At 35.6% G+C, this 21,816-nt stretch carries 21 protein-coding genes and 1 pseudogene; 7 read left to right on the forward strand and 15 right to left on the reverse strand.

Annotated features, from left to right (window positions below):
- Positions 1-10 precede the first annotated feature (10 nt).
- Together murB and ACIEHO_RS13740 are read right to left on the reverse strand one after the other, a co-directional pair.
- The gene (gene murB, locus ACIEHO_RS13735; protein ID WP_406972691.1) at positions 11-1,024 is read right to left on the reverse strand and encodes a UDP-N-acetylmuramate dehydrogenase; all 1,014 of its coding nucleotides are present in this window, start codon (positions 1,022-1,024) and stop codon (positions 11-13) included.
- Complete coding sequence (locus ACIEHO_RS13740; protein WP_406972693.1) at positions 1,024-2,214, reverse strand: pyridoxal phosphate-dependent aminotransferase; 1,191 nt, start codon at positions 2,212-2,214, stop codon at positions 1,024-1,026. Before ACIEHO_RS13740 ends, murB begins: the two co-directional genes overlap by 1 nt.
- Positions 2,215-2,337: 123 nt before the next feature.
- Here ACIEHO_RS13740 and ACIEHO_RS13745 point away from each other — a divergent pair, with 123 nt between their 5' ends.
- Positions 2,338-3,663, forward strand: coding sequence for a retropepsin-like aspartic protease (locus tag ACIEHO_RS13745; RefSeq protein WP_406972695.1), 1,326 nt, complete (start codon positions 2,338-2,340; stop codon positions 3,661-3,663).
- A gap of 58 nt (positions 3,664-3,721) precedes the next feature.
- Here ACIEHO_RS13745 and ACIEHO_RS13750 read toward each other — a convergent pair whose 3' ends face one another.
- Positions 3,722-4,138 (reverse strand): DUF1573 domain-containing protein, encoded by a 417-nt coding sequence (locus tag ACIEHO_RS13750; protein ID WP_406972697.1) that lies wholly within the window; start codon positions 4,136-4,138, stop codon positions 3,722-3,724.
- A 296-nt stretch (positions 4,139-4,434) separates the two neighbouring features.
- Between ACIEHO_RS13750 and ACIEHO_RS13755 the strand changes: the two genes are divergently transcribed.
- Positions 4,435-7,068 (forward strand): valine--tRNA ligase, encoded by a 2,634-nt coding sequence (locus ACIEHO_RS13755; protein ID WP_406972699.1) that lies wholly within the window; start codon positions 4,435-4,437, stop codon positions 7,066-7,068.
- 170 nt (positions 7,069-7,238) lie between these two features.
- Here ACIEHO_RS13755 and ACIEHO_RS13760 read toward each other — a convergent pair.
- The 8 genes and pseudogenes from ACIEHO_RS13760 to rsfS all read right to left on the reverse strand — a co-directional run bounded on the left by ACIEHO_RS13760 (position 7,239) and on the right by rsfS (position 14,023).
- Positions 7,239-8,864, reverse strand: a pseudogene (locus tag ACIEHO_RS13760) (long-chain-acyl-CoA synthetase).
- On the reverse strand, positions 8,822-9,058 hold the full coding sequence (locus tag ACIEHO_RS13765; protein WP_406972701.1) for a hypothetical protein: 237 nt from the start codon (positions 9,056-9,058) through the stop codon (positions 8,822-8,824). Before ACIEHO_RS13765 ends, ACIEHO_RS13760 begins: the two are co-directional and overlap by 43 nt.
- 147 nt (positions 9,059-9,205) lie before the next feature.
- Positions 9,206-9,472 carry an acyl-CoA-binding protein gene (locus ACIEHO_RS13770; protein ID WP_406972703.1) on the reverse strand — a complete coding sequence of 89 codons (267 nt, stop codon included), beginning with the start codon at positions 9,470-9,472 and terminating at the stop codon, positions 9,206-9,208.
- Entirely contained in the window at positions 9,472-10,122 is a 651-nt protein-coding gene (locus tag ACIEHO_RS13775) for a phosphatidylserine decarboxylase family protein (RefSeq protein ID WP_406972705.1), read from the reverse strand. The genes ACIEHO_RS13770 and ACIEHO_RS13775 overlap by 1 nt, the downstream gene beginning before the upstream one ends.
- Positions 10,112-10,933, reverse strand: coding sequence for a phosphatidate cytidylyltransferase (locus ACIEHO_RS13780; RefSeq protein ID WP_406972707.1), 822 nt, complete (start codon positions 10,931-10,933; stop codon positions 10,112-10,114). The genes ACIEHO_RS13775 and ACIEHO_RS13780 overlap by 11 nt, the downstream gene beginning before the upstream one ends.
- Position 10,934: 1 nt before the next feature.
- Complete coding sequence (locus tag ACIEHO_RS13785; protein ID WP_406972709.1) at positions 10,935-11,543, reverse strand: LUD domain-containing protein; 609 nt, start codon at positions 11,541-11,543, stop codon at positions 10,935-10,937.
- A gap of 122 nt (positions 11,544-11,665) precedes the next feature.
- Complete coding sequence (gene ftsH / locus ACIEHO_RS13790) at positions 11,666-13,642, reverse strand: ATP-dependent zinc metalloprotease FtsH (protein WP_406972711.1); 1,977 nt, start codon at positions 13,640-13,642, stop codon at positions 11,666-11,668.
- A 9-nt stretch (positions 13,643-13,651) separates the two neighbouring features.
- Positions 13,652-14,023: a ribosome silencing factor gene (rsfS, locus tag ACIEHO_RS13795; protein WP_406972713.1), complete on the reverse strand. Its 372-nt coding sequence runs from the start codon at positions 14,021-14,023 to the stop codon at positions 13,652-13,654.
- Between the two features lie 93 nt (positions 14,024-14,116).
- Here rsfS and ACIEHO_RS13800 point away from each other — a divergent pair, with 93 nt between their 5' ends.
- Positions 14,117-14,848 (forward strand): biotin--[acetyl-CoA-carboxylase] ligase, encoded by a 732-nt coding sequence (locus ACIEHO_RS13800; RefSeq protein ID WP_406972715.1) that lies wholly within the window; start codon positions 14,117-14,119, stop codon positions 14,846-14,848.
- Here ACIEHO_RS13800 and ACIEHO_RS13805 read toward each other — a convergent pair.
- Together ACIEHO_RS13805 and pyrE are read right to left on the reverse strand one after the other, a co-directional pair.
- Positions 14,845-15,240: an SRPBCC family protein gene (locus ACIEHO_RS13805; RefSeq protein ID WP_406972717.1), complete on the reverse strand. Its 396-nt coding sequence runs from the start codon at positions 15,238-15,240 to the stop codon at positions 14,845-14,847. The genes ACIEHO_RS13800 and ACIEHO_RS13805 overlap by 4 nt on opposite strands.
- 83 nt (positions 15,241-15,323) lie before the next feature.
- On the reverse strand, positions 15,324-15,968 hold the full coding sequence (gene pyrE / locus ACIEHO_RS13810) for an orotate phosphoribosyltransferase (protein WP_406972761.1): 645 nt from the start codon (positions 15,966-15,968) through the stop codon (positions 15,324-15,326).
- A gap of 135 nt (positions 15,969-16,103) precedes the next feature.
- Here pyrE and ACIEHO_RS13815 point away from each other — a divergent pair, with 135 nt between their 5' ends.
- Both ACIEHO_RS13815 and ACIEHO_RS13820 read left to right on the forward strand, forming a co-directional pair.
- A complete protein-coding gene (locus ACIEHO_RS13815) occupies positions 16,104-16,685 on the forward strand; it encodes an NUDIX hydrolase (RefSeq protein WP_406972719.1) in 582 nt (193 codons plus the stop codon).
- Between the two features lie 155 nt (positions 16,686-16,840).
- Entirely contained in the window at positions 16,841-18,508 is a 1,668-nt protein-coding gene (locus tag ACIEHO_RS13820) for a SulP family inorganic anion transporter (RefSeq protein ID WP_406972721.1), read from the forward strand.
- A 55-nt stretch (positions 18,509-18,563) separates the two neighbouring features.
- Here ACIEHO_RS13820 and coaD read toward each other — a convergent pair whose 3' ends face one another.
- Positions 18,564-19,022 (reverse strand): pantetheine-phosphate adenylyltransferase, encoded by a 459-nt coding sequence (gene coaD / locus ACIEHO_RS13825; RefSeq protein ID WP_406972723.1) that lies wholly within the window; start codon positions 19,020-19,022, stop codon positions 18,564-18,566.
- Positions 19,023-19,056: 34 nt separating this feature from the next.
- On the reverse strand, positions 19,057-20,028 hold the full coding sequence (locus tag ACIEHO_RS13830; RefSeq protein WP_406972725.1) for a D-alanine--D-alanine ligase: 972 nt from the start codon (positions 20,026-20,028) through the stop codon (positions 19,057-19,059).
- Positions 20,029-20,208: 180 nt separating this feature from the next.
- Between ACIEHO_RS13830 and ACIEHO_RS13835 the strand changes: the two genes are divergently transcribed.
- Positions 20,209-20,766 (forward strand): PASTA domain-containing protein, encoded by a 558-nt coding sequence (locus ACIEHO_RS13835; protein WP_406972727.1) that lies wholly within the window; start codon positions 20,209-20,211, stop codon positions 20,764-20,766.
- 2 nt (positions 20,767-20,768) lie between these two features.
- On the forward strand, positions 20,769-21,809 hold the full coding sequence (locus ACIEHO_RS13840; protein WP_406972729.1) for an RluA family pseudouridine synthase: 1,041 nt from the start codon (positions 20,769-20,771) through the stop codon (positions 21,807-21,809).
- Positions 21,810-21,816: the final 7 nt, after the last annotated feature.

Below are 21,816 nucleotides of genomic sequence, written 5' to 3' on the forward strand. Positions count from 1 at the left end.
TCTTTTGAGATTATAAGATGTTTACTTCAGCCTCAATAGAAATATTAAAAATGCGTTTGATGGTTTTTTGTATGAGTTTGGAAAGTTCCAGAATGTCGGTTCCGTTAGCGCCTCCGTAATTAACAAGTACCAAAGCTTGTTTTTTGTGCACGCCATAATTACCAAAACGTTTCCCTTTAAAACCTGCTTTTTCAATAAGCCAACCGGCTGGTACTTTTACTTCATTGTCAGATACGGCATATGATGGTGCATCCTCAAAGTTTTCTAGTATTTTTTCAAAATGCTTTTTTGAAATCACCGGGTTTTTGAAAAAACTGCCACTGTTTCCTATTTCTTTGGGGTTGGGTAATTTACTTTCGCGAATGGCTATAACCGCTTTTGAAATGTCTTTAATAGAAGGTTGGTCAATTCCTCGTTTTGCCAATTCAGTAGTTATGGTGCCATAATTTACGTTAAGGTTATGATTGTGTTTGGTCAGTTTAAAAATAACGCTTGTAATAATATATTTTCCTTTGGCTTCTTGTTTGAAAATGGAATTTCGATAGCCAAATTTACATTCGGCTTTAGTAAAGGTTTTTGCCTTTATTGTGTCTAAAGATATGGCTTCGCACGAATCAAAAACATCTTTAAGTTCAACTCCATACGCTCCAATATTTTGAATGGGTGCCGTGCCAACATTACCGGGAATGAGCGATAGATTTTCAACACCACCAAAATTATTGTTAATGCACCAAACAACAAATTCATGCCAGTTTTCTCCAGCTCGAGCCTTGACAAATACGTGCTCATCATTTTCAGAAATGATGTCGATACCTTTTAAATCAATATGGACGACCAGTCCGTTAAAATTTTTGGTGAGCAGCATATTACTGCCACCGCCCAAAATCAATTTTTCTGAATGGTTATCTAAATTTAAAACTACTTTAAGTTCATCTATGCTTTGTACAGAAACAAAATGCTTCGATAGAACATCTATTCCAAATGTATTGAAGGGCTTTAAAGATATGTTCTGGTTAATTTGCACTAGTTAGGGTAAACTTTTAAAGCTTGTTTTAAAATATGGACGGCTCTTATCAAGCTTTCTTTGTTAAGTACGTATGCAATACGTATTTGGTTTAAACCTACACCTGGAGTTGAATAAAAACCATTTGCCGGTGCCACCATAATGGTTTCTCCGTCAATCTCAAAATACTCTAAAAGCCATTGGGCAAAATCATCAGAATTTTTAATGGGTAATTCAACTATGCAATAAAAGGCGCCTTGCGGTTTAGCCACTTTAACACCTTCAACTTTCTTTAATTCTTCAATTAAAGTGTCTCGGCGTTCAACGTATTCTTTAATTACATCATCAAAATAACTTTGGGGCGTGTCTAAAGCTGCCTCGCTAGCTATTTGAGCATAAGTTGGCGGGCTCAATCGGGCTTGGGCAAACTTAAGGGTTGTTTGTAAAAGTGTTTTGTTTTTTGAAACCAGGCATCCAACACGTGCACCGCACATGCTATAACGTTTGGAAACGGAGTCTATAATTACGGCATGTTGTTCTATACCTTCAACTTGCATAATGGAATAGTGCTCCTTACCGTCGTAAACAAATTCGCGATATACTTCATCGGCTACCAAAAACAAATCATGCTTTATTGATAAAGCGGCCAATTGTTCAATTTCCTCCTTGGAATATAAATATCCGGTTGGGTTTCCCGGATTACATATTAAAATAGCCTTGGTTTTTGGTGTGATTAATTTTTCGAAAGTTTCAATAGGAGGTAGTGCAAAATTGTCATCAATATCACATATTGCAGGAACTACTTTTACACCTGATGCCGTTGAAAAAGCAATATAATTAGCATAGAATGGCTCAGAAATAATCACTTGATCATCGGGGTCCATTATACTACTAAACAAAAAAAGTAAAGCCTCACTGGCTCCTGTAGTTACAATAATATCATTATACGACACTTTAATGTCGTGCTTATTATAATAATTAGCCAGTTTTTTTCTGTACTCATCAGAGCCTTCAGATCTGGAGTACGAAAGGATTTCTATATCGTTTTGTTTAACAGCATTTAAAGCTACTTCAGGAGTTTTAATGTCGGGTTGTCCAATATTAAGATAATAGATGTGTTTCCCGTTTTCGATAGCTTGTTCGGCATACGGAACAAGTTTTCGGATAGGGGAAGCTGGCATGTCATGGCCTTTTTGTGAAATCGATGGCATTAAAAAACTGTTTTTAAGCTGCAAAGTTGAGAAAATTATCTTAAATTTTTTTTAAAATACAGCCCTAAATTAAATAGCTACCTCAAAGATTTGTAAATTCATGTAACAATTTATAATGTATTCATGATCTTACGATTAATCGGCTTCCTTTGTTTTTTCGGATTTAGCTTGTTTGGCTTTTCCCAAAGCAAGTTTGTTATTGAGAATAAAAAGGGGAAGGATAAAATAAGATTTAAGCTCATAAATAATTTGATTGTTTTGCCTGTGGAGGTTAATGGAGTTGAGTTGTCATTTTTACTAGATACAGGAGTGAGCAAGCCCATCATTTTTAATTTCTTAAACGTTTCAGAAACTTTAAATATAAAAGAAACTGAAACGATTTATTTAAGGGGTTTGGGGGAAGGAAAAATGGTTGAAGCACTAAAGTCCCAAAATAACGTATTTAAAATTGGGGATGCTATTAAGTTAAATCAAGACCTGTACGCTATTTTTAATGCTAATTTAGATTTGTCGCCCCGTTTGGGTGTCCCTATTCATGGTATCATTGGTTTTGATTTGTTCCGTGATTTGGTGGTTCAAATCAATTATTCTTCCCAAAGAATTATATTGACCGACCCAGAAAAGTATAATAGTAAAAAATGCCGAATGTGTGAAATCTTTAATCTAGAGTTTTACAACGGAAAACCTTATGTAAATGCCAAAGTTGAAATTGAAGAAAAAGAAATCCCTGTAAAGCTCCTTATTGATTCTGGAGGGAGTGATGCATTGTGGCTATTCGAGAATGATGAATTAGGTATAAAGTCTGATGGTAAGTTCTTTTATGATTTTTTAGGGTACGGACTTAATGGTAGCGTTTACGGAAAACGCTCTAAAATCAGTAGGTTTTCTTTAAAAAGTTTTGAGTTGAAGAATCTCAATGTGGCTTATCCCGACTCGTCTTCCGTATTTTTTGCTCAACAAATCAGCAATAGAAGTGGTAGTTTGGCTGGAAATATTTTAAAGCGCTTTAATGTCGTTTTTCATTATCAAAAAGCTATGGTAAGGCTCAAGAAAAACAAATACTTTAGACAAGAATTCACTTATAATAAATCTGGTATTGAGCTGTCTCACGATGGAGTAAGACTGGTTAAAGAAAAACAAAATAACGTTATAAGACCTCGAGAAGGTGCAGAGAACAAAACTAAGGTTATAATTGACATCCAATACAAATTATCTCTAAAACCAGCATATACAATTGTCGAACTAAGAGAAGGCTCACCCGCAAAAGAAGCAGGTTTAAAGGTTGGTGATATTTTGGTAAGTGTAAATGGAAAACTAACTTATCAAAATACATTACAGGGAATTATGCAAATGTTTTATGACGATGCCGGAAAGAAAATTAAATTAAAGGTAGAACGAAAAGGCAGGCTGCTGAACTTTAGTTTTATTTTAAAGGATTTGTTCGATTAGTTTGCTAAAATAAAAAAGGCTTGAAAATGTTTTCAAGCCTTCTAAGATTATTTGTTATTTATTGCTGCACAATACTTTTTCCTTTTTTATCCAATACACTTTCTTTGCTTGGGTCAATAACTTCTCCTTTAATTTTTAAGGCTACCGTAGGGGTAACGGCGTTGGAAATTACAGTGATTGTTTTTCTAATTGGGTTTACTCTGTTCGTATCGTATTTAACCTCTATTTGACCAGTTTTTCCTGGTAAAATAGGTTCATCTGGTTTTTTAGGAATAGTACATCCGCAACTAGAACTTACCTTCGAAATAATTAATGGCTCATCACCAGTATTAGTAAATTCAAAGGTTCTAATTCCGTTTGATCCCTTTTCAATTGTACCGTAGTCAATAGTTTCAGATTTAAATTCAATTTTAGCTTGAGCATTAACAGCAAAACTGATTAAACCGATAAATAAAATTGTGATTAATTGTTTCATGGTTTCGTTTTTTATTGTTCAATATTGGACTTCAGCATGGTTTTATTTGGCACCAAAATCCACTTTGCTTTCTACTTTAATTCAAGTCAAACATACTTACTTTTTCTACAATCATCAAAAATAATGGATGAAATGCATGTTATTTAACAAGTTCAAGTACCTTAATCTGCCACTTTAACTAATCATTTACTTCAAAATACACCCAATGTTTGGCGTATGATAAAGCATATATAGTTTTTGTAAAAAAAGAAATATAAGTACTTTTGCAAACTAATGTTCAAAAACTATTCCAAAGCATGCAAATTCCATCAAAATATGATGCAAGTCAGGTAGAAAACAAGTGGTATAACTACTGGATGGACCACAATTATTTTCATTCGGAACCAGATGAAAGAGAGCCATATACCATAGTTATTCCGCCGCCAAACGTTACTGGTGTTTTGCACATGGGGCATATGCTGAATAACACTATTCAGGATGTATTGGTGCGCCGTGCGCGATTATTAGGAAAAAATGCTTGCTGGGTACCTGGTACTGATCACGCCTCAATTGCGACAGAAGCCAAAGTAGTGGCAAAATTAAAGGAACAAGGCATTGATAAAAATGATTTAACGCGCGAAGAATTTTTAAAACATGCATGGGATTGGACTCACGAGTACGGTGGTGTAATTTTAGAGCAACTAAAAAAACTGGGTTGTTCTTGCGATTGGGACCGAACAAAATTCACCATGGATGATGACATGAGTGAGTCGGTTATCAAAGTTTTTGTTGATTTATTTAATAAAGGACTGATTTATCGTGGATATCGTATGGTAAACTGGGATCCTGAGGCGAAAACAACCCTCTCTGACGAAGAGGTTATCTATGAAGAACGTCAAGGCAATCTTTATTATTTAAAGTATAAAATTGATGGCAGTAAAGATACTTTAACTATTGCCACTACAAGGCCAGAGACCATTTTTGGTGATACGGCTATTTGTATAAACCCGAATGACGATCGTTTTAAACACTTACATGGCAAAAAAGCAATTGTACCAATTTGTAATCGGGTAGTTCCAATCATTGAAGATGAATATGTAGATGTCGAATTCGGGACGGGTTGCTTAAAAGTAACACCGGCACACGACGAAAATGATAAAAAACTAGGAGACAAGCATAATCTTGAAGTAGTTGATATTTTTAACGATGATGCTTCGTTAAATAGCTTCGGATTGCATTATGAGGGTAAAGACCGTTTTGTGGCTAGAAAGGAAGTAGTGGCTGAATTGGAAGCAAACGGTGAATTGGTTAAAACGGAAACCCACGATAATAAAGTAGGAACTTCTGAAAGAACCAAAGCTGTTATCGAACCTCGATTGAGCGACCAGTGGTTCCTTAAAATGGAAGATTTGGTAAAACCTGCCATAAAGGCAGTATTAGAAACTGAGGACATTAAACTTTTTCCAAAGAAGTTTGAAAGCACCTATAGGCACTGGATGGAAAATATCCGTGATTGGAACATTTCACGTCAGCTTATGTGGGGGCAACAAATTCCGGCGTATTATTATGGTGATGGGAAAGAGGATTTTGTTGTGGCAGAAACAAAGGAAAAAGCTTTGGAACTGGCTAAACAAAAAACTAAAACCCAAACGTTAACTGATAAAGATTTGCGTCAAGACAACGATGCGCTCGATACTTGGTTTTCTTCTTGGCTATGGCCTATGAGCGTTTTTGATGGGATAAGATATCCTGAAAACGATGATATTAAATACTATTACCCAACCAACGATTTGGTTACCGGACCAGATATTTTATTCTTTTGGGTAGCCCGAATGATTATTTCTGGATACGAGTATAAAGGTGAAAAGCCATTCAGTAATGTTTATTTAACAGGGTTGGTGCGTGATAAGCAACGCCGAAAAATGAGTAAATCGCTGGGTAATTCTCCCGATGCCTTAAAATTGATTGAAGAATATGGTGCCGATGGCGTTCGTGTGGGGTTATTGTTGAGTTCGGCTGCAGGTAACGATTTATTGTTCGATGAAGCCCTTTGCCAACAAGGTAAGGGATTTTCCAATAAGATATGGAATGCATTTAGACTGATTAAAGGTTGGGAAATTGATGGAAGCATCTCGCAGCCAGAAACAGCAAAAGTGGGGCTGGAGTGGTACGAAGCCAAATTCCAAAAGGCATTAACAGAAATTGAAGACCACTTTAACAAATACCGTTTAAGCGATGCTTTAATGACCACTTACAAATTAATCATGGACGATTTTTCGTCCTGGCTATTGGAAATTATTAAACCGGCCTATCAAAAACCTATTGATGCGAAAACGTATAAAGCGGTAATCGACGCTTTTGAGAACAACCTGAAAATATTGCATCCGTTTATGCCATTTTTAACGGAAGAAATTTGGCAATATATTTCGGAAAGAGCACCAGAGGAAGCTTTGATAGTAGCCCAATGGCCTGAAAACGAGATAGTGAATCAAAAGTTGATTGCTGAGTTTGATTTTGCTTCGGAAGTGATTTCGGGTATCAGAAATATCAGAAAACAAAAAAACATCGCCTTTAAGGAAGCTATTTGTTTTTCAGTAATCAATAACGAAAAAAACAATGCCACTTTTGATGGCGTGATAGCCAAACTAGGCAATCTTGAAAATATTGATTATGTAACTGAAGCCATTGACGGCGCATTGATGTTTAGGGTAAAATCCAACGAATACTTTATACCTATGGCTGGTGCTATTGATGTAGAGGCTGAAATTAAAAAACTTACCGAAGAGCTAAATTATACCGAAGGCTTTTTAAAGTCGGTGCAAAAGAAACTTTCTAACGAGCGTTTTGTGGCAGGAGCACCCGAGCAAGTAGTCAATGCCGAAAAGAAAAAAGAAGCCGATGCCTTAGCTAAAATTGAAACGCTAAAGACGAGTTTGGCGAGTTTGGGGTAGAATAAGTGTTTGTTTTTGGAGATTCGTTTAACGATTAAGTATATTGAAAGTAGCACATTTTTTGCACTAACATTTTAGGTTGCCATTGACTTTAAAATTAGAAACTTTATTTCGTTTTAGCATTTCAATAGGGCTTTTCATGAGGATACGTTGTTGTCGTCTTTTTTTGATTAGAAAATATAGATGCCTTCTTTAATTTCATTTAGAATACTTTTATTGATTATTGTATAGGTATTACTTTTTGGTAACATTACATATACGTCATCATTATCACAATTAAAGCCTTCTTTTTTTAAATTGAATTTTTTTATTTTATGCGTATGCGTAAAATTAATTTCGTCTTTTAACCTAATAAAAATTGGAATTGCATATTTAGGAAGTTCTTTATGAAGTTGTTCGGCAACTTTATCAATGTTAAAAACTACTCCTTTTCGTTTTACAATAGTTATCATGCCCGCCCTGCCATCATTATTTGGAATTTTCACACCATAGGCAGCACACATTTCAACGCAGCTGATTTGTCCCACAATTCCTTCTACTTCTGCAGTGGCAACATTTTCACCCTTCCATCTAAAAGTATCTCCAATTCTATCAATAAATCTTGCATGTTTAAATCCAATGTCTTGTAAAAGGTCACCACTATTAAACCAACAATCTTCTGATTTAAACACATTACGAAGAATTTTGTCTTCATTTCGTTCCTTATTAACATAGCCGTCAAATTCAGATTTCTCGCTTATTTCAGAAATAAGTAAACCAGTTTCTCCTTTTTCCACAGGAATAAGAAAACCATTGGCATCTTTTACAGGTGAATCGTTCTCAATATTGTATTTGATAATTTTGAAATTTGTAGGACACCAACCAATAGTACAATCAAAATTAAACGTATTGGTAAACCCAACATTGCCATCGGCAGCACCATAAAACTCAAACACGTTTTTAATTTGAAAACGCTCTTTAAATTTAGACCAAATATCAGGTCTTAGACCATTGCCCATAATTTTTTTTATTCGATGACTTTTATCCATATTTGATGCAGGGGCATTCAGTAAATAGCGACATAATTCACCTATATATATGAATGAAGAGACATTATATTTTTGAACATCATTCCAAAACTCAGTGACTGAAAATTTTCTTCTCATGACCATAGTGCAAGAAGCAGCTAGGGTTGTAGGCCAACCAACAATAAGTGCATTCGTATGATAAAAAGGAAGTGGAACATACATGACGTCTTTAGCATTGAGATTCATGTTAACTTTACCAAACCAGTAGTAGGTTGATAACCACTTTCTGTTTGTTTGCCGGGATGCTTTTGGTAAACCTGTTGTGCCAGATGTAAAAACGTTGGCATAAACTTGACCTGCTTTTATTTGCTTGGTTGTAATTGGGTTTCCGGTGTCAGTTTCCTCTAGTTTTTTCTTCAGATTTACTTAGTTGGTTGGACAATCTGCAATTTGTTGATCACTGATCCAAAAGTATTTGTTGTCAGATGTTTCTGTTAGTGTATCGGCAACATTTTCAAAAAAAGGGACCAGTTCCTCACCTATGATAAAGTACTTCGATTTTGCAAGCTTTAATGAGTGCACTAAAGTCTTTTCTCTTTGATTTGGATTGATCAACGAAATAATAGCGCCTATTTTTGCGCAAGCTGCTATTAGAAATAAAAGTTCTGGTCTATTTTCTAAAAAAGTGATAACCGTTTCACCATTTTTTACGCCTTCATGAAGAAGGTAATTCGCATACCTGTTAATTATTGCATTGAATTCAAAATAGGTATAACTTGGTCTTCGTATTTAAGAGCAACGACATTTCTGTTTTTAAAGGCGTTAGACCCTATAATCGTTCCTATAGATTCATTGCTATTTGAGTTTATCGCTTTGGCCTTCTTTATGTGCTTAATTATTCTAGGGTAATGGGGAACAAGCAAAAATAGTTTTAATACCAGATTAGCCAGGTTTATGTTATGATTTTGAGAAGTATTACCCATTTATTGAGTCTTCGATTGTTATTTAATTGACGATAACTTGAAATATGAAATCGTATTAATGTTTTATATGCGTCGCTACTTAAACGAGTTCTGCACAGGTAAACGAAGGTAGTTGAAAATTTTCACAAAATGGAAAAGAGCAATCACTTACCCTCGGTATAAAAAGTAATTATTCACCAATTCAATATACTTTTTTTTGGCCTGTTTTTCGGTAAGACCCTTGGCTTGAAAGAGAGCATTGGTTTTAAAAGCGTTGATTATGGGTTTTTTGCTTCGTGGCTTACCATAATCGTTGGTGGCTTTTTTATAATAGGCATAAAGTTTTAATAGGGTATCGGCAGGAAAGGGCTGTTTGTGTTTATTTACACGTTCTACAGCTTCTTCGAATTCTATGTCCAATTTACTTTTGCCCATTACATTTCGGCAACAATGGTTTCACCACCACGTACTTTTTGGTTCAATGTTACATTAATATTGGCATCGAGCGGTAAAAACAAATCCACCCGCGATCCAAATTTTATAAAGCCAGAATCGCGACCCTGTATGGCCTTATCGTTCAGTTTGGCATAATTAACAATACGTTTGGCCATAGCTCCAGCAATTTGCCTGTACAGCACTTTGCCATAGGTTTCGTTTTCTACAACAACAGTTGTGCGTTCGTTTTCCTCACTAGCTTTTGGGTGCCACGCTACCAAATATTTACCTGGGTGGTATTTGCTAAAAATAACATTTCCCCCAATAGGGTAACGGGTAACGTGCACGTTTATGGGTGACATAAATATACTAACCTGTAAGCGCTTTTCCTTAAAATATTCTTTTTCGAAAACCTCTTCAATAACTACCACTTTACCATCAACCGGTGCTACAACGTGCTTATCGTTTAATTTGGTTGAGCGTTTTGGATTTCTAAAAAATTGAAGAATGGCAATTAATAGCCCCAATAAAACTAACATGGTTAGGGTACGTAACCAATTTATGTTTATATAACTATCGGCCAATAAAAACCCGGCAACAACAACAACAAGTGTTATAAAAATTATTTTATGGCCTTCTTTATGAAACATAATGTAAAATTCTTAAAAATAAATAAATAAAGGGGGCTGCAAAAATGATGCTGTCTAGCCTATCGAGCAATCCGCCATGTCCGGGCATAATAATACCACTATCTTTTACTTTGGCTTGTCTTTTAAATTTAGATTCTATCAGGTCACCTAACGTACCGAATACACTTACTATAATACCCAATACCAGCCAACTGGTAAAGTTCAAGGTGTTTGTAAAGGTAGCAATAAAATAACTTGCAACACAAGAGAAAAATAGGCCTCCTAAAAAGCCTTCAACGGTCTTTTTGGGTGAAATTTTTTCGAAAAGTTTTTGCTTTCCAAAATTCTTTCCAACTAAAAAGGCGAATGAATCGTTTACCCAAACTAAAATGAAAGAACCGAGTAAAATATTTGGGTTGTAATTTTCGAAAAAATTTGCAATTAAAACTAAGAAAACAAATGCACTCGATAAGTAAAATGTAGTGAGCAAATATCGTTTAGAACTAAAAAGAGGAATAGTTTTTTCTGAAAACAAATCCTTGATTAAAAACAGATTTATAAATATTGAAAGTACCGTAAGGATTTGCGTGGCCTCGCTTAAACCCATATTGGAGTTTAAGACGGCTTGCCAATATCCAAAAATGCAATAAAGTATAACAAAAATAATGTAGGGAATATAACTTTTTAGTTCTATAAGTTTTTTGAACTCTCTTAAACAAATCAGTCCGAAAATAAAGAACAGTAGCATTAGAGCATTTTCAAAAAACAGACAAATGAGGAGCAATGAAATATATAGTGCGCCAGAAAGTGATCTAACTAGAAGTTCTTTCATACTATAAATCTTCTAAAAGGAGCAGGTATAAATCTTTAGCGCTACTACCATAACTCATGAAATCCTTATCGTCGTTCGATTTAAAGTGTTTAATGGTGGTAATATTGGTGGGTATTTTTTGCTTGTTTTTAGATTTTATACCACGAAGGCCTTCCCCAATATTTTCAACTATTTGACTGGTAGTTGCAAAAACTACAAAGTTTGCTGGTAATTCGATAAGTTTTTTTTCAAAAATTTGTTTGGAAGAAATCAATAACGATCCGTCATTGGCTATAAGGTTTTCGCAGGTAGTTAGGAAGAATGTAGATTCGCTTAACTTGGTTGTAAGGTTTAAATGGGAGTTTTTAAACTTATTTTCTAAGCTTTCATCAACCATTAAAACCTTTTTTTCTTCCCAATTATTTTCTGTTATGATATTTTCTAAATTACGGTATATTTCATTCAAATCTTCACAATAAAGAAACTTACCACCGTTAGCTTTAAAGTTTATGGTAAACCTTTCGTCTATTGGAAGTTTTACTTCAGGCATGTATTTGCCCCGGTCATCAGATTTTATTTCATCCTCTGACCGTCCTGATTTAGAACCAAAAAGTTTTCTAAAAAGACTCATTTAATAACTTGCTATTAATCTTGATTAACATGAGGTTTATCAAATATAGAAAATCTTAAACTAACCCTGTGGCTAATTTAAGATTTTTACTAGATACTTAACAAAATTAATAGGTTTTTGGCCTATTCCTCTTCTTCATTTTCATTAATTTCTCTTTCTGTTTTGGCAACTATGGTTTCTTCTTTTTCAAAAGCACGTTTACCAAATATCTTCTCTAGGTTATCTTTAAAAATAACTTCTTTCTCAAGCAGCACTTCGGCCAATTCGGTTAATTTATCTTTGTTTTCCTCTAACAATTTAATAGCACGCTCGTATTGTTCTTCAATAATTCTAGAAATCTCTTTGTCAATAAGTTCTGCGGTTTCCTCACTATATGGTTTGGTAAAACCGTATTCATTTTGTCCTGAAGAATCGTAGTAGGTTAAATTTCCAATTTTATCACTCAATCCGTACACGGTTACCATTGCTCTAGCTTGCTTGGTTACTTTTTCAAGGTCACTCAAAGCACCCGTAGATATTTTGTTAAAAATCACTTTCTCCGCGGCACGGCCACCTAGGGCAGCGCACATTTCGTCGAGCATTTGTTCAGGGTGAACGATTAAGCGTTCTTCTGGCAAATACCAAGCTGCACCCAAAGAGCGTCCTCGTGGTACAATGGTTACTTTTACAAGCGGAGCGGCATGTTCTAGCATCCAACTTACGGTAGCATGACCAGCTTCATGATATGCCACTGCTTTTTTCTCGCTTGGGGTAATTATTTTATTTTTCTTTTCCAATCCGCCAATAATTCGATCTACGGCATCTAAGAAATCTTGTTTGTCTACTGCTTTTTTTCCATTTCGGGCGGCAATTAACGCGGCTTCGTTACAAACATTTGCTATATCAGCACCAGAAAAACCTGGTGTTTGTTTGGAAAGGAAATCCAAATCTAAATCTTTCGCTTTTTTCAGTGGTCTTAAATGCACTTCAAAAATTTCCTTTCGCTCTCGAACATCAGGTAAATCAACAAAGATTTGTCGGTCGAAACGTCCAGCACGCATTAAGGCTTTATCCAAAATATCAGCTCTGTTAGTGGCTGCCAATACAATTACGTTGGTGTTTGTGCCGAAGCCATCCATTTCTGTTAACAACTGATTCAACGTATTTTCGCGTTCGTCATTACTGCCAGACATGGCATTTTTTCCTCGGGCACGGCCAATGGCATCAATTTCATCAATAAAAATAATGGAAGGCGATTTTTCTTTGGCTTGTTTGAACAAATCTCGAACACGAGAGGCGCCAACACCCACAAACATTTCAACGAAATCAGAACCCGACAGAGAAAAGAACGGTACTTTGGCTTCACCTGCAACAGCTTTGGCTAATAGGGTTTTACCTGTTCCCGGAGGTCCTACTAACAAGGCTCCTTTTGGAATTTTACCACCTAAAGTGGTATATTTTTCAGGGAATTTAAGAAAGTCTACAATTTCTTGTACTTCTTCTTTTGCCCCTTCAAGCCCAGCCACATCTTTGAAACTAGTTTTAACTTCAGTGTTTTGGTCGAACAATTTGGCCTTAGATTTTCCAATATTAAAAATCTGCCCGCCAGCACCACCGCCAGCACCACCAGACATACGACGCATAATAAATATCCAAACAGCAATTAAAAGTATAAAAGGTAAAATGCCCATAAGGAGGTTGCCCCAATCATTGGTTTCGGTATTAAACTTTATAATAGGTTTACTGTCAAGGTCTTTTACAATGTCGTTTAATCTATTTTCAAAATTTTGAAGGTCGCCAAATTCAAACTTGTAATTGGGTAGTTCTGTCGCCGAAGGAATAAACGTTTGAGGTTTAGACCCACTATGTTCTTGCATGGTCTCGGCTTCTTTGGTTAAATATACTTTCGCTACTCGCGTGTTTTTAACAATATCAACCTTTGCTACGTCTCCAGCTTCTAAATATTTAAAGAAATCTGAGGGAGTTGTAGCGTTACCATCTTGGTAACCACTGCTACTGAAAAGTTGAAAGCCTAGGAAAATAGCTATAAGGATACCGTAAATCCAGTAAGGGCTGAATTTAGGTTTTTTGTCATTGGTGTTTTTTTTGTCGTTTGCCATTGCAATTTTTTAGTAACTCGTTTCTATAACTGTTGTTTTTGCGTCGCCCCATAGGCTCTCAATGTCGTAAAATTCTCTGATGTGCTTCTGGAATACATGTACAACAACATTTACATAATCGATTAATACCCATTCGGCATTGTCGGCTCCTTCGGTATGCCAAGGGTTATCTTTTAATTCTTTGCTTACTTTTTTTTGGACGGAGTTAACAATGGCGTTTACCTGCGTGTTTGAAGTACCTTCGCATATTATAAAGTAATCACAAACCGTGTTTTCAATTTCTCTTAAATCAAGAATGCTAATTTCTTTTCCTTTAACGTCTTCAATACCGCTTATTATTACTGAAATGAGTTGGTCTGCGCCTATTTTTTCTTTCGCCATTAATTTTATTTAATTTGTGCAAAGTTATTATTTTTTTGGTTCTTTATACTTTAAAATAATCATAAGATTTAATACTTAATTAATAACCTGCAAATGCATATAGTCAAACTTAGTGCCACCGATTCTACAAATAGCTATTTAAGGCATTTGCTAAGTACCGAAAAAGTTGATGATTATACCGCTGTAATTACACGAAATCAAACCAAGGGACGAGGGCAAATGGGAACCGTATGGGATTCTGAATCTGATAAAAACCTAACGTTTAGTGTGTTTAAGGATGTTTCTTGTTACCTATTAAAGGAGCCTTTTGTTATAAGTATGGTTGTGTCTTTAGCAGTTGTTAAAGCCTTATCTACGCTATCTATACCCCGTTTAAAAATAAAATGGCCTAACGACATTTTGTCAGAACGCAAGAAGGTTTGTGGCATTTTAATCGAAAATGTCATAAAACAAAATAAAATTGGTGCTTCAATTGTTGGCATAGGTTTGAATGTAAACCAAACCAAATTTAAAAATTTGCCGCAAGCTACTTCCTTAAAACTCATTTCTGGCCAAGTTTACAATACCGATGAAATAGCGTTAAGCATTATACAAAATTTTAAAGAGTATTTCACTCATTTAGAAAAAGGTGACTATAAAACTATAAAGGATGAGTATGAAAGCTATTTATTCAGAAAAAATAAACCTTCAACATTTAAAAGTGCTGAAGGCGTAATGTTTTCTGGTTTTATAAAAGGTGTTGCCGATTCTGGAAGTCTTCAGGTTTTGCTTGAGGATAATGTGCTCAAGGAATTTAACCTAAAGGAAATCACATTAATGTACTAAATGGCATTTGGGATACTGGTAGCCAAAGTTTCAATAAATTTGGTAATCGGTTTTTTTATCATCATGGCCATCATGGGGTTGAAGTCGCCCAAAAATTCCAATAGAACTTCACTTGAAGTTTCATCTTTTTTAACAATGTGGCCAATGAGAGAAAAGTCTATTTTTCCGCCAGCAGCACCAAAAACAATTTTGTTAGGAGCAATAACTTCCTTTTTTTTCAATGTAATCTCTGGCATGCCCGATAATGCGAAAATAAAAGTGTCGTCACTTAAAACTTCAAATTTACTGATGTTTTCAGGCATTAATGATTCGAAATTTTTTACTTCCTCAAGAAAATTAAACACTTCTTCTGGAGACTTGTCAACACTAACTTTTGGTGATTCTAAATTCATAAATATGGTTAAGGCATTGTTTTTTAAGAAATTTTATTGTTAAGTCTAAACGAGTTTTCAACTAAACCTCATAACATTTTATATCAATTAGCGTTCCATTCACTAGGGTTGGCGTTCCATTCTGATAAGGTTTTTAATTCTTTTTCAGATATATAATTGGTTTCCAACGCTTGTTCAAGCAAATTTTCGTAATTACTCAAGGTATGCAATAAAACGTGTTCTTTTTCAAAATTTTCGGCGGCTACATTAAAACCATAGGTAAAAATGGCCACCATGCCCTTAACGTTAATGCCAGCTTCTTTCAGAGCTTTTACAGCATTTAAACTGCTTTTTCCGGTGCTAATTAAATCTTCAACTACCACTACATTTTGCCCACTCTCAACAAACCCTTCAATTTGGTTTTTGCGTCCGTGTCCTTTAGCTTCTGGACGAACATAAATAAAGGGTAGTCCTAAATATTCGGCAACTAACATACCAATGCCAATTGCACCAGTGGCAACACCTGCAATAACATCGGGTTTGCCGTAATGTTTTTCAATGTGCTTACCCATGGTTTCGCGAATGTAATTGCGAATGGGTGGGAATGAAAGAACAATTCTGTTATCGCAATAGATAGGGGATTTCCAGCCCGATGCCCAATTAAAAGGCTTTTTAGGGTTCAGTTTTATGGCGTTTACTTGCAATAAAACCTCGGCTGTTTTCTTGGCGGTTTCTTTATTAAAAATCATAACAGCAAAATTAAACATAAATTTAATTTAACCGTAAGACCAATGTTGAATAAAATATTTTTTTTTCAACATTGACTAAATTGCTTTTAAAAAATGATATTTTTACCCAAGTGAAATAGATAATAGTCAAACTATATGATCAAAGTTTTTGTTGGAGATAAACCTATAATTTTAACCAATGTAGTTGAACAAGAAACTAACTTTAAAAACTATTTGCTTAAAACCGTAAATCTTAGTAAAATTATCAGGAAACTTAATAAAGGTCAATTGGAAGAGGTGCGCCTAATTCATAAAAATGAAGATAGACTACTGAAGAAGTTTTTAAAAAAGTTACCCAACGTGGTTGCTGGCGGAGGTAAGGTTTTTAACAAAAACGGTGATGTACTGTTCATTTATAGAAATGACAAATGGGATTTGCCAAAAGGAAAGGCTGAAAAAAAGGAATCTATTGAAGAAACTGCTATTCGTGAAGTCTCTGAGGAAACAGGTGTTGATGGGTTGGAAATCACTAAACCTTTAGATACAACTTACCATATTTTTAAGCGCAACGGGCGTTACAAAATAAAAATAACCTATTGGTTTGAAATGAAAACCAACTTTGAAGGTAAACTTGATGGGCAGGAAGATGAGGGTATCACAAAAGTGGAATGGCTTAGCGGTTCACAAATAGAAGAAGCCCTTCAAAACTCCTATGCCAACATCAGGGCTTTGGTTTAGTGCCCTTGCCTTTTAATCAAAAATTCCCTTAATCAAACATATAGACCTTTCAGGATTGATTATTAAATCTTTCTAAATCGTTTTAGTAAAATCTGGATGCTTTCCATTGTTTATGTGCATTTTAAACGTAAATTTGCACCTTCAAAAAAGTAACCATGACAGATTTTGTAAGAAAGATTACTCCAAACGTTAAAGATGATGTTTTAGCTGGTGTTACAACTTCTTTGGCTATGATTCCTGAAGTTGTGGCCTTTGCCTTTGTCGCTCAAATTGATCCGTTAGTGGCACTTTCTGGGGCATTTATAATTGGATTAATTACCGCTGTTTTCGGTGGTAGACCAGGTTTAATATCGGGTGCTGCTGGAGCTGTGGCTGTCATATTTGTACATTTAATTTCCGAAGGACACACAAAAGGCATGTTGTTTGACCAGCCCATTGAAAACATGGGTTATTTTTACCTTTTGGCGGCGGTTATTTTGATGGGTGTTTTCCAGATACTTGCTGGTGTTTTTAAGTTGGGACGATTTGTTCGTTTAATTCCTCACCCAGTAATGCTAGGCTTTGTTAACGGATTGGCGATTGTCATTTTTATGGCTCAGGTTCGTATGTTTTCGCATAAAGAGTTAAATATTACTGCTGAAGGTGTTAAAGAGTATATCAATATTCCAATGCAAGGAACAGAGCTTTACGTTATGCTAGGGCTCGTTTTGCTCACCATGGGGATAATATGGTTGCTGCCAAAAATAACCACAAAACTACCTGCAGCCTTAACAGCCATCCTTGTAACAACTGCTGTCGTGGTGTTCGGAGGTTTAGACGTAAGTACCGTAGGTTCGTATATTATTGAAGGTGGTGGTACTGGACTTAAGGGGGAATTTCCAACGCCTAATTTAGAATTATGGCAAAACTTACCAATAAATTTAGATACGCTTAAGTTTATATTACCTTATGCTTTCTTAGCAGCATCTGTAGGATTGATTGAGTCGTTGATGACCATGAATTTGGTTGATGAGTTAACTGAAACCCGTGGTAATGGAAACCGTGAATGTGTTGCACAGGGTGCTGGAAATATTCTTAGCGGATTCTTAGGTGGAACTGGAGGTTGTGGTATGATTGGCCAGACCGTAATAAATATTAATGCAGGAGGACGAGGCAGATTATCTGGTATTATGATGGCTGTTACCTTGTTAACCTTCATTTTGTTTACCGATAAATATATTGAACAAGTGCCTATTGCTGCTCTTGTAGGTGTTATGTTTATGATGGTTATTGAAACGTTTGCATGGTCTAGTTTTAGAATTATTAGAAAGATTCCTCTTGCTGATGCTATAGTACTCGTAATAGTATCTGCAGTAACGGTAATTTACGATTTGGCTATTGCGGTGTTTGTTGGAGTTATTATTTCTGCTTTGGTTTTTGCTTGGGAAAACGCCAAGAAAATTAGAGCCAGAAAACGTTTCTCTGAAGATGGAAAAACCAAAACATACGAGATTTGGGGCCCGCTATTTTTCGGTTCAATACTGGCTTTCAATGAAAAGTTTGATGTAAAAAATGATCCAGACAACGTGGTAATAGATTTTGTTGAGGCACGTATAAGTGATCATTCTGCTTTAGAAGCTATTTTTAATTTGGTTGGCAAATATGAAGAGGAAGGGAAAACCATAAGGCTGAAGCACCTTAGTAAAGATTGTAAAGTTTTATTGTATAAATCAAGCCCTAAGTTTAGAGAAGTGATTTTAGAAGATGTGGATGATCCGCGCTATCACTTGGCCGAAAACCCAGAGGAATTCCCAAAGCCACTTTCAGAATATAAATTCTTTTAAAGGTTAAGACAAATAAAAAAAGAACACGCAAGTGTTCTTTTTTTATTTGTCTTAGTTATTTATCTATTTTAACGCTATCGGGAACCAGCTTGGTATAATCGCCATTGTTTCTAATTACATCACGTACAATAGAGGATGCGATATAGGACGTTTTTGCCGATGTCAATAAAAACACGGTTTCAATTTCCGAAAGGCTTCTATTGGTATGGGCAATGGCTTTCTCAAACTCAAAATCGGCTGGGTTTCGTAGTCCACGTAAAATAAATTCCACACCAATTTCTTTGCAAAAATCGACGGTTAGCCCCTTGTAGGTTACTACTTTTACCTTAGGCTCGCCTTTAAAGGCTTCTTTTATAAACTCTTGACGTTCCTCAAGTGAAAACATGTATTTTTTTTCAGCATTGACACCAATGGCGATAATTATTTCATCAAAAACCGTAATGCCACGTTTAATAATATCGTAATGCCCCAATGTAATTGGGTCAAAAGATCCTGGAAATAATGCTCTTTTCATCTTTTTTAAAATTTCAATATTAAAATTACGATAATTATTTCAAAGCCTCTTCAATGGCATTGCTGAATAAATCACTTAAGCTTATACCCGCCGCCGCTGCCTGTTGTGGTAATATGCTTTCTTTTGTCAAACCTGGGACCGTGTTGACTTCCAATAAATGGGGTTCGTTGTTTTTAAATATGAATTCACTTCGGCTAAAGCCGGACATTTTTAATATTTCGTAAACTTTTTTTGCTTCGACTGTTACTTTGTCCTCTTGCTCTTTGGTGAGTCGGGCAGGAGTGATTTCCTGTGATTTGCCCTGATACTTTGCCTCGTAATCAAAAAAATCATTTTCTGATACAATTTCAGTAATGGGCAATACTTTGGTTTCACCTCTATATGTAATAACGCCCACAGATACTTCCGTACCATCTAAAAAGGATTCAATTATAATTTCGTCGTCTTCACGAAAAGCCACATTTATGGCATTTTGCAAATCTTCTTTTTTATGCACTTTTGAAACTCCAAAACTGCTTCCGGCTTTGTTGGCCTTAACAAAACATGGCAAACCTACTTTTGCGACAATATCATCCTCATTAATAGAATCGCCCAAGTTTATATAAAACGATTCAGCTGTTTTTATACCGTAAGGTTTCAACACGCTTAACAAATCACGTTTGTTAAATGTTAATCCCGCCTGATACATACTGCAGCTGGTCTGCGGAATGTTCAAAAGTTTAAAATATGCTTGCATAAAACCATCTTCGCCTGGCGAACCGTGTATAGCATTGAATACGCAGTCGAAGGTGACTTTATAGTTGCTCACATTAATTGAAAAATCGTTTTTGTCAATAGAATATTCCTCATCATTATCATCTACATAAACCCACCTGTTTTCAAAAATATGAATGCGATAGGCTTTGTATTTTGAGGTGTCAAGCGTTTCGTAAACAACGTTTCCGCTTTTCAACGATATTTGATATTCACTGGAATAACCGCCCATAATTATGGCAATATGCTTCATGGTCATTTTTTTATTGCTTCCGCGAAAGCGAAAATATGTTGTTACAGTTTGAAAAATCTAGAACTAACAATAAAACGTATTTGTTTATAGTTAATAATAGGTCGAGCTAAAATATCATATAAATTGCAAAAGAAAAAACAGTTCGGTTTTTATATATTTGCCTAATCGAAAATTCTATAAATGAGCGCACTAAAATTCCTTACCAGTAAAACCTTTTTAAAACAAATTTTATTGGCGGTGGTGGCCATAGTGGTTATCTGTTTTATTATGTTGAAATGGTTGAATATCACGACTAATCATGGTACTTTTGAAACTGTTCCAGATTTAACTGGCAAGTCTATTGATGTGGCCGAAATTGAATTGCAACAGAATGATTTGGTGATGAAAATTCAAGATTCAGCCAATTATAATCCTGATTATCCAAGGTTTTCGGTTATTGAGCAAGAACCAAAGGCGGGAACACAGGTAAAGGAAAACCGTAAAATATATATAACCTTAAATCCATCGGGATATCGTAAAATTAGAGTACCTGACGGATTGATTGATAAAACATATAGGCAAGTAAAACCCACCTTAGAAGCTTTGGGTTTTAAAGTTGGGAATATCACTTACGAAGACAATATTGCAAAAGATATGGTTTTGAAACTTTCTCATGACGGAAAGAGGATTGATATCGGTGATAAATTGGCTAAAACGTCTGTAATAGATTTGGTGCTGGGTAACGGAAACAGACCATAATCATGAATGACTACACACCACAAATGCCAGATGAGGATAACGACCTCTACGAACATTATGCATTTACCGTTGAAAAAGGACAATCGCCACTTCGGATAGACAAATATTTAATGAATTTTGTTGAAAATGCTACCCGAAACAAAATTCAGGCTGCAGCAAAAAACGGAAGCATTTTTGTAAACGGAGCACCCGTAAAATCAAATTACAAGGTAAAACCAAACGACCTAATTAAGGTGTTATTTGCACATCCACCACACGAAAATTTATTGGTGGGCGAAAATATTGATATCGATGTGGTTTATGAGGACGACCAACTTTTGGTGGTTAATAAACCTGCAGGCATGGTGGTGCATCCAGGCCATGGTAATTATTCTGGCACTTTAATAAATGCATTAATTTACCGTTTTGATAATTTACCCAATAATTCCAGTGAACGCCCTGGTTTGGTGCATCGTATTGATAAAGATACCAGTGGACTTTTAGTGGTTGCGAAAACCGAAGAAGCCATGGCACATCTTTCGTTACAATTTGCTGAAAAAACCAGCGAACGCGAGTACGTGGCTTTGGTTTGGGGTAATGTGGTAGATGATGAAGGCACCGTTGAAGGTAATATTGGCCGACATCCTAAAAACCGATTGCAAAATACGGTGTATTTAGACGATGAAGCCGAAAAAGGAAAACCGGCTGTTACCCATTTTAAAGTATTGGAACGATTGGGTTATGTTACGCTAGTGTCCTGTAAATTGGAAACAGGCCGCACCCACCAAATAAGGGTGCACATGAAACACATTGGCCACACACTTTTTAACGACGAACGCTACGGTGGTGATAAAATTTTGAAAGGAACCACGTTTACTAAATACAAACAATTTGTAGATAACTGTTTTAAAGTGTTGCCGCGACAAGCATTACATGCCAAAACCTTAGGTTTTACCCATCCCAAAACCAACAAGTTTATGAGTTTTGATACCCCCATCCCCGAGGATATTAAGGAATGTATTGAAAAATGGCGGAATTATGCCAAGCATCAGGATGTGGAATAGTCTAAAA

The organism is Flavisericum labens, assembly GCF_045446075.1.
In the GTDB taxonomy this organism is placed as follows: domain Bacteria; phylum Bacteroidota; class Bacteroidia; order Flavobacteriales; family Flavobacteriaceae; genus Flavisericum; species Flavisericum labens.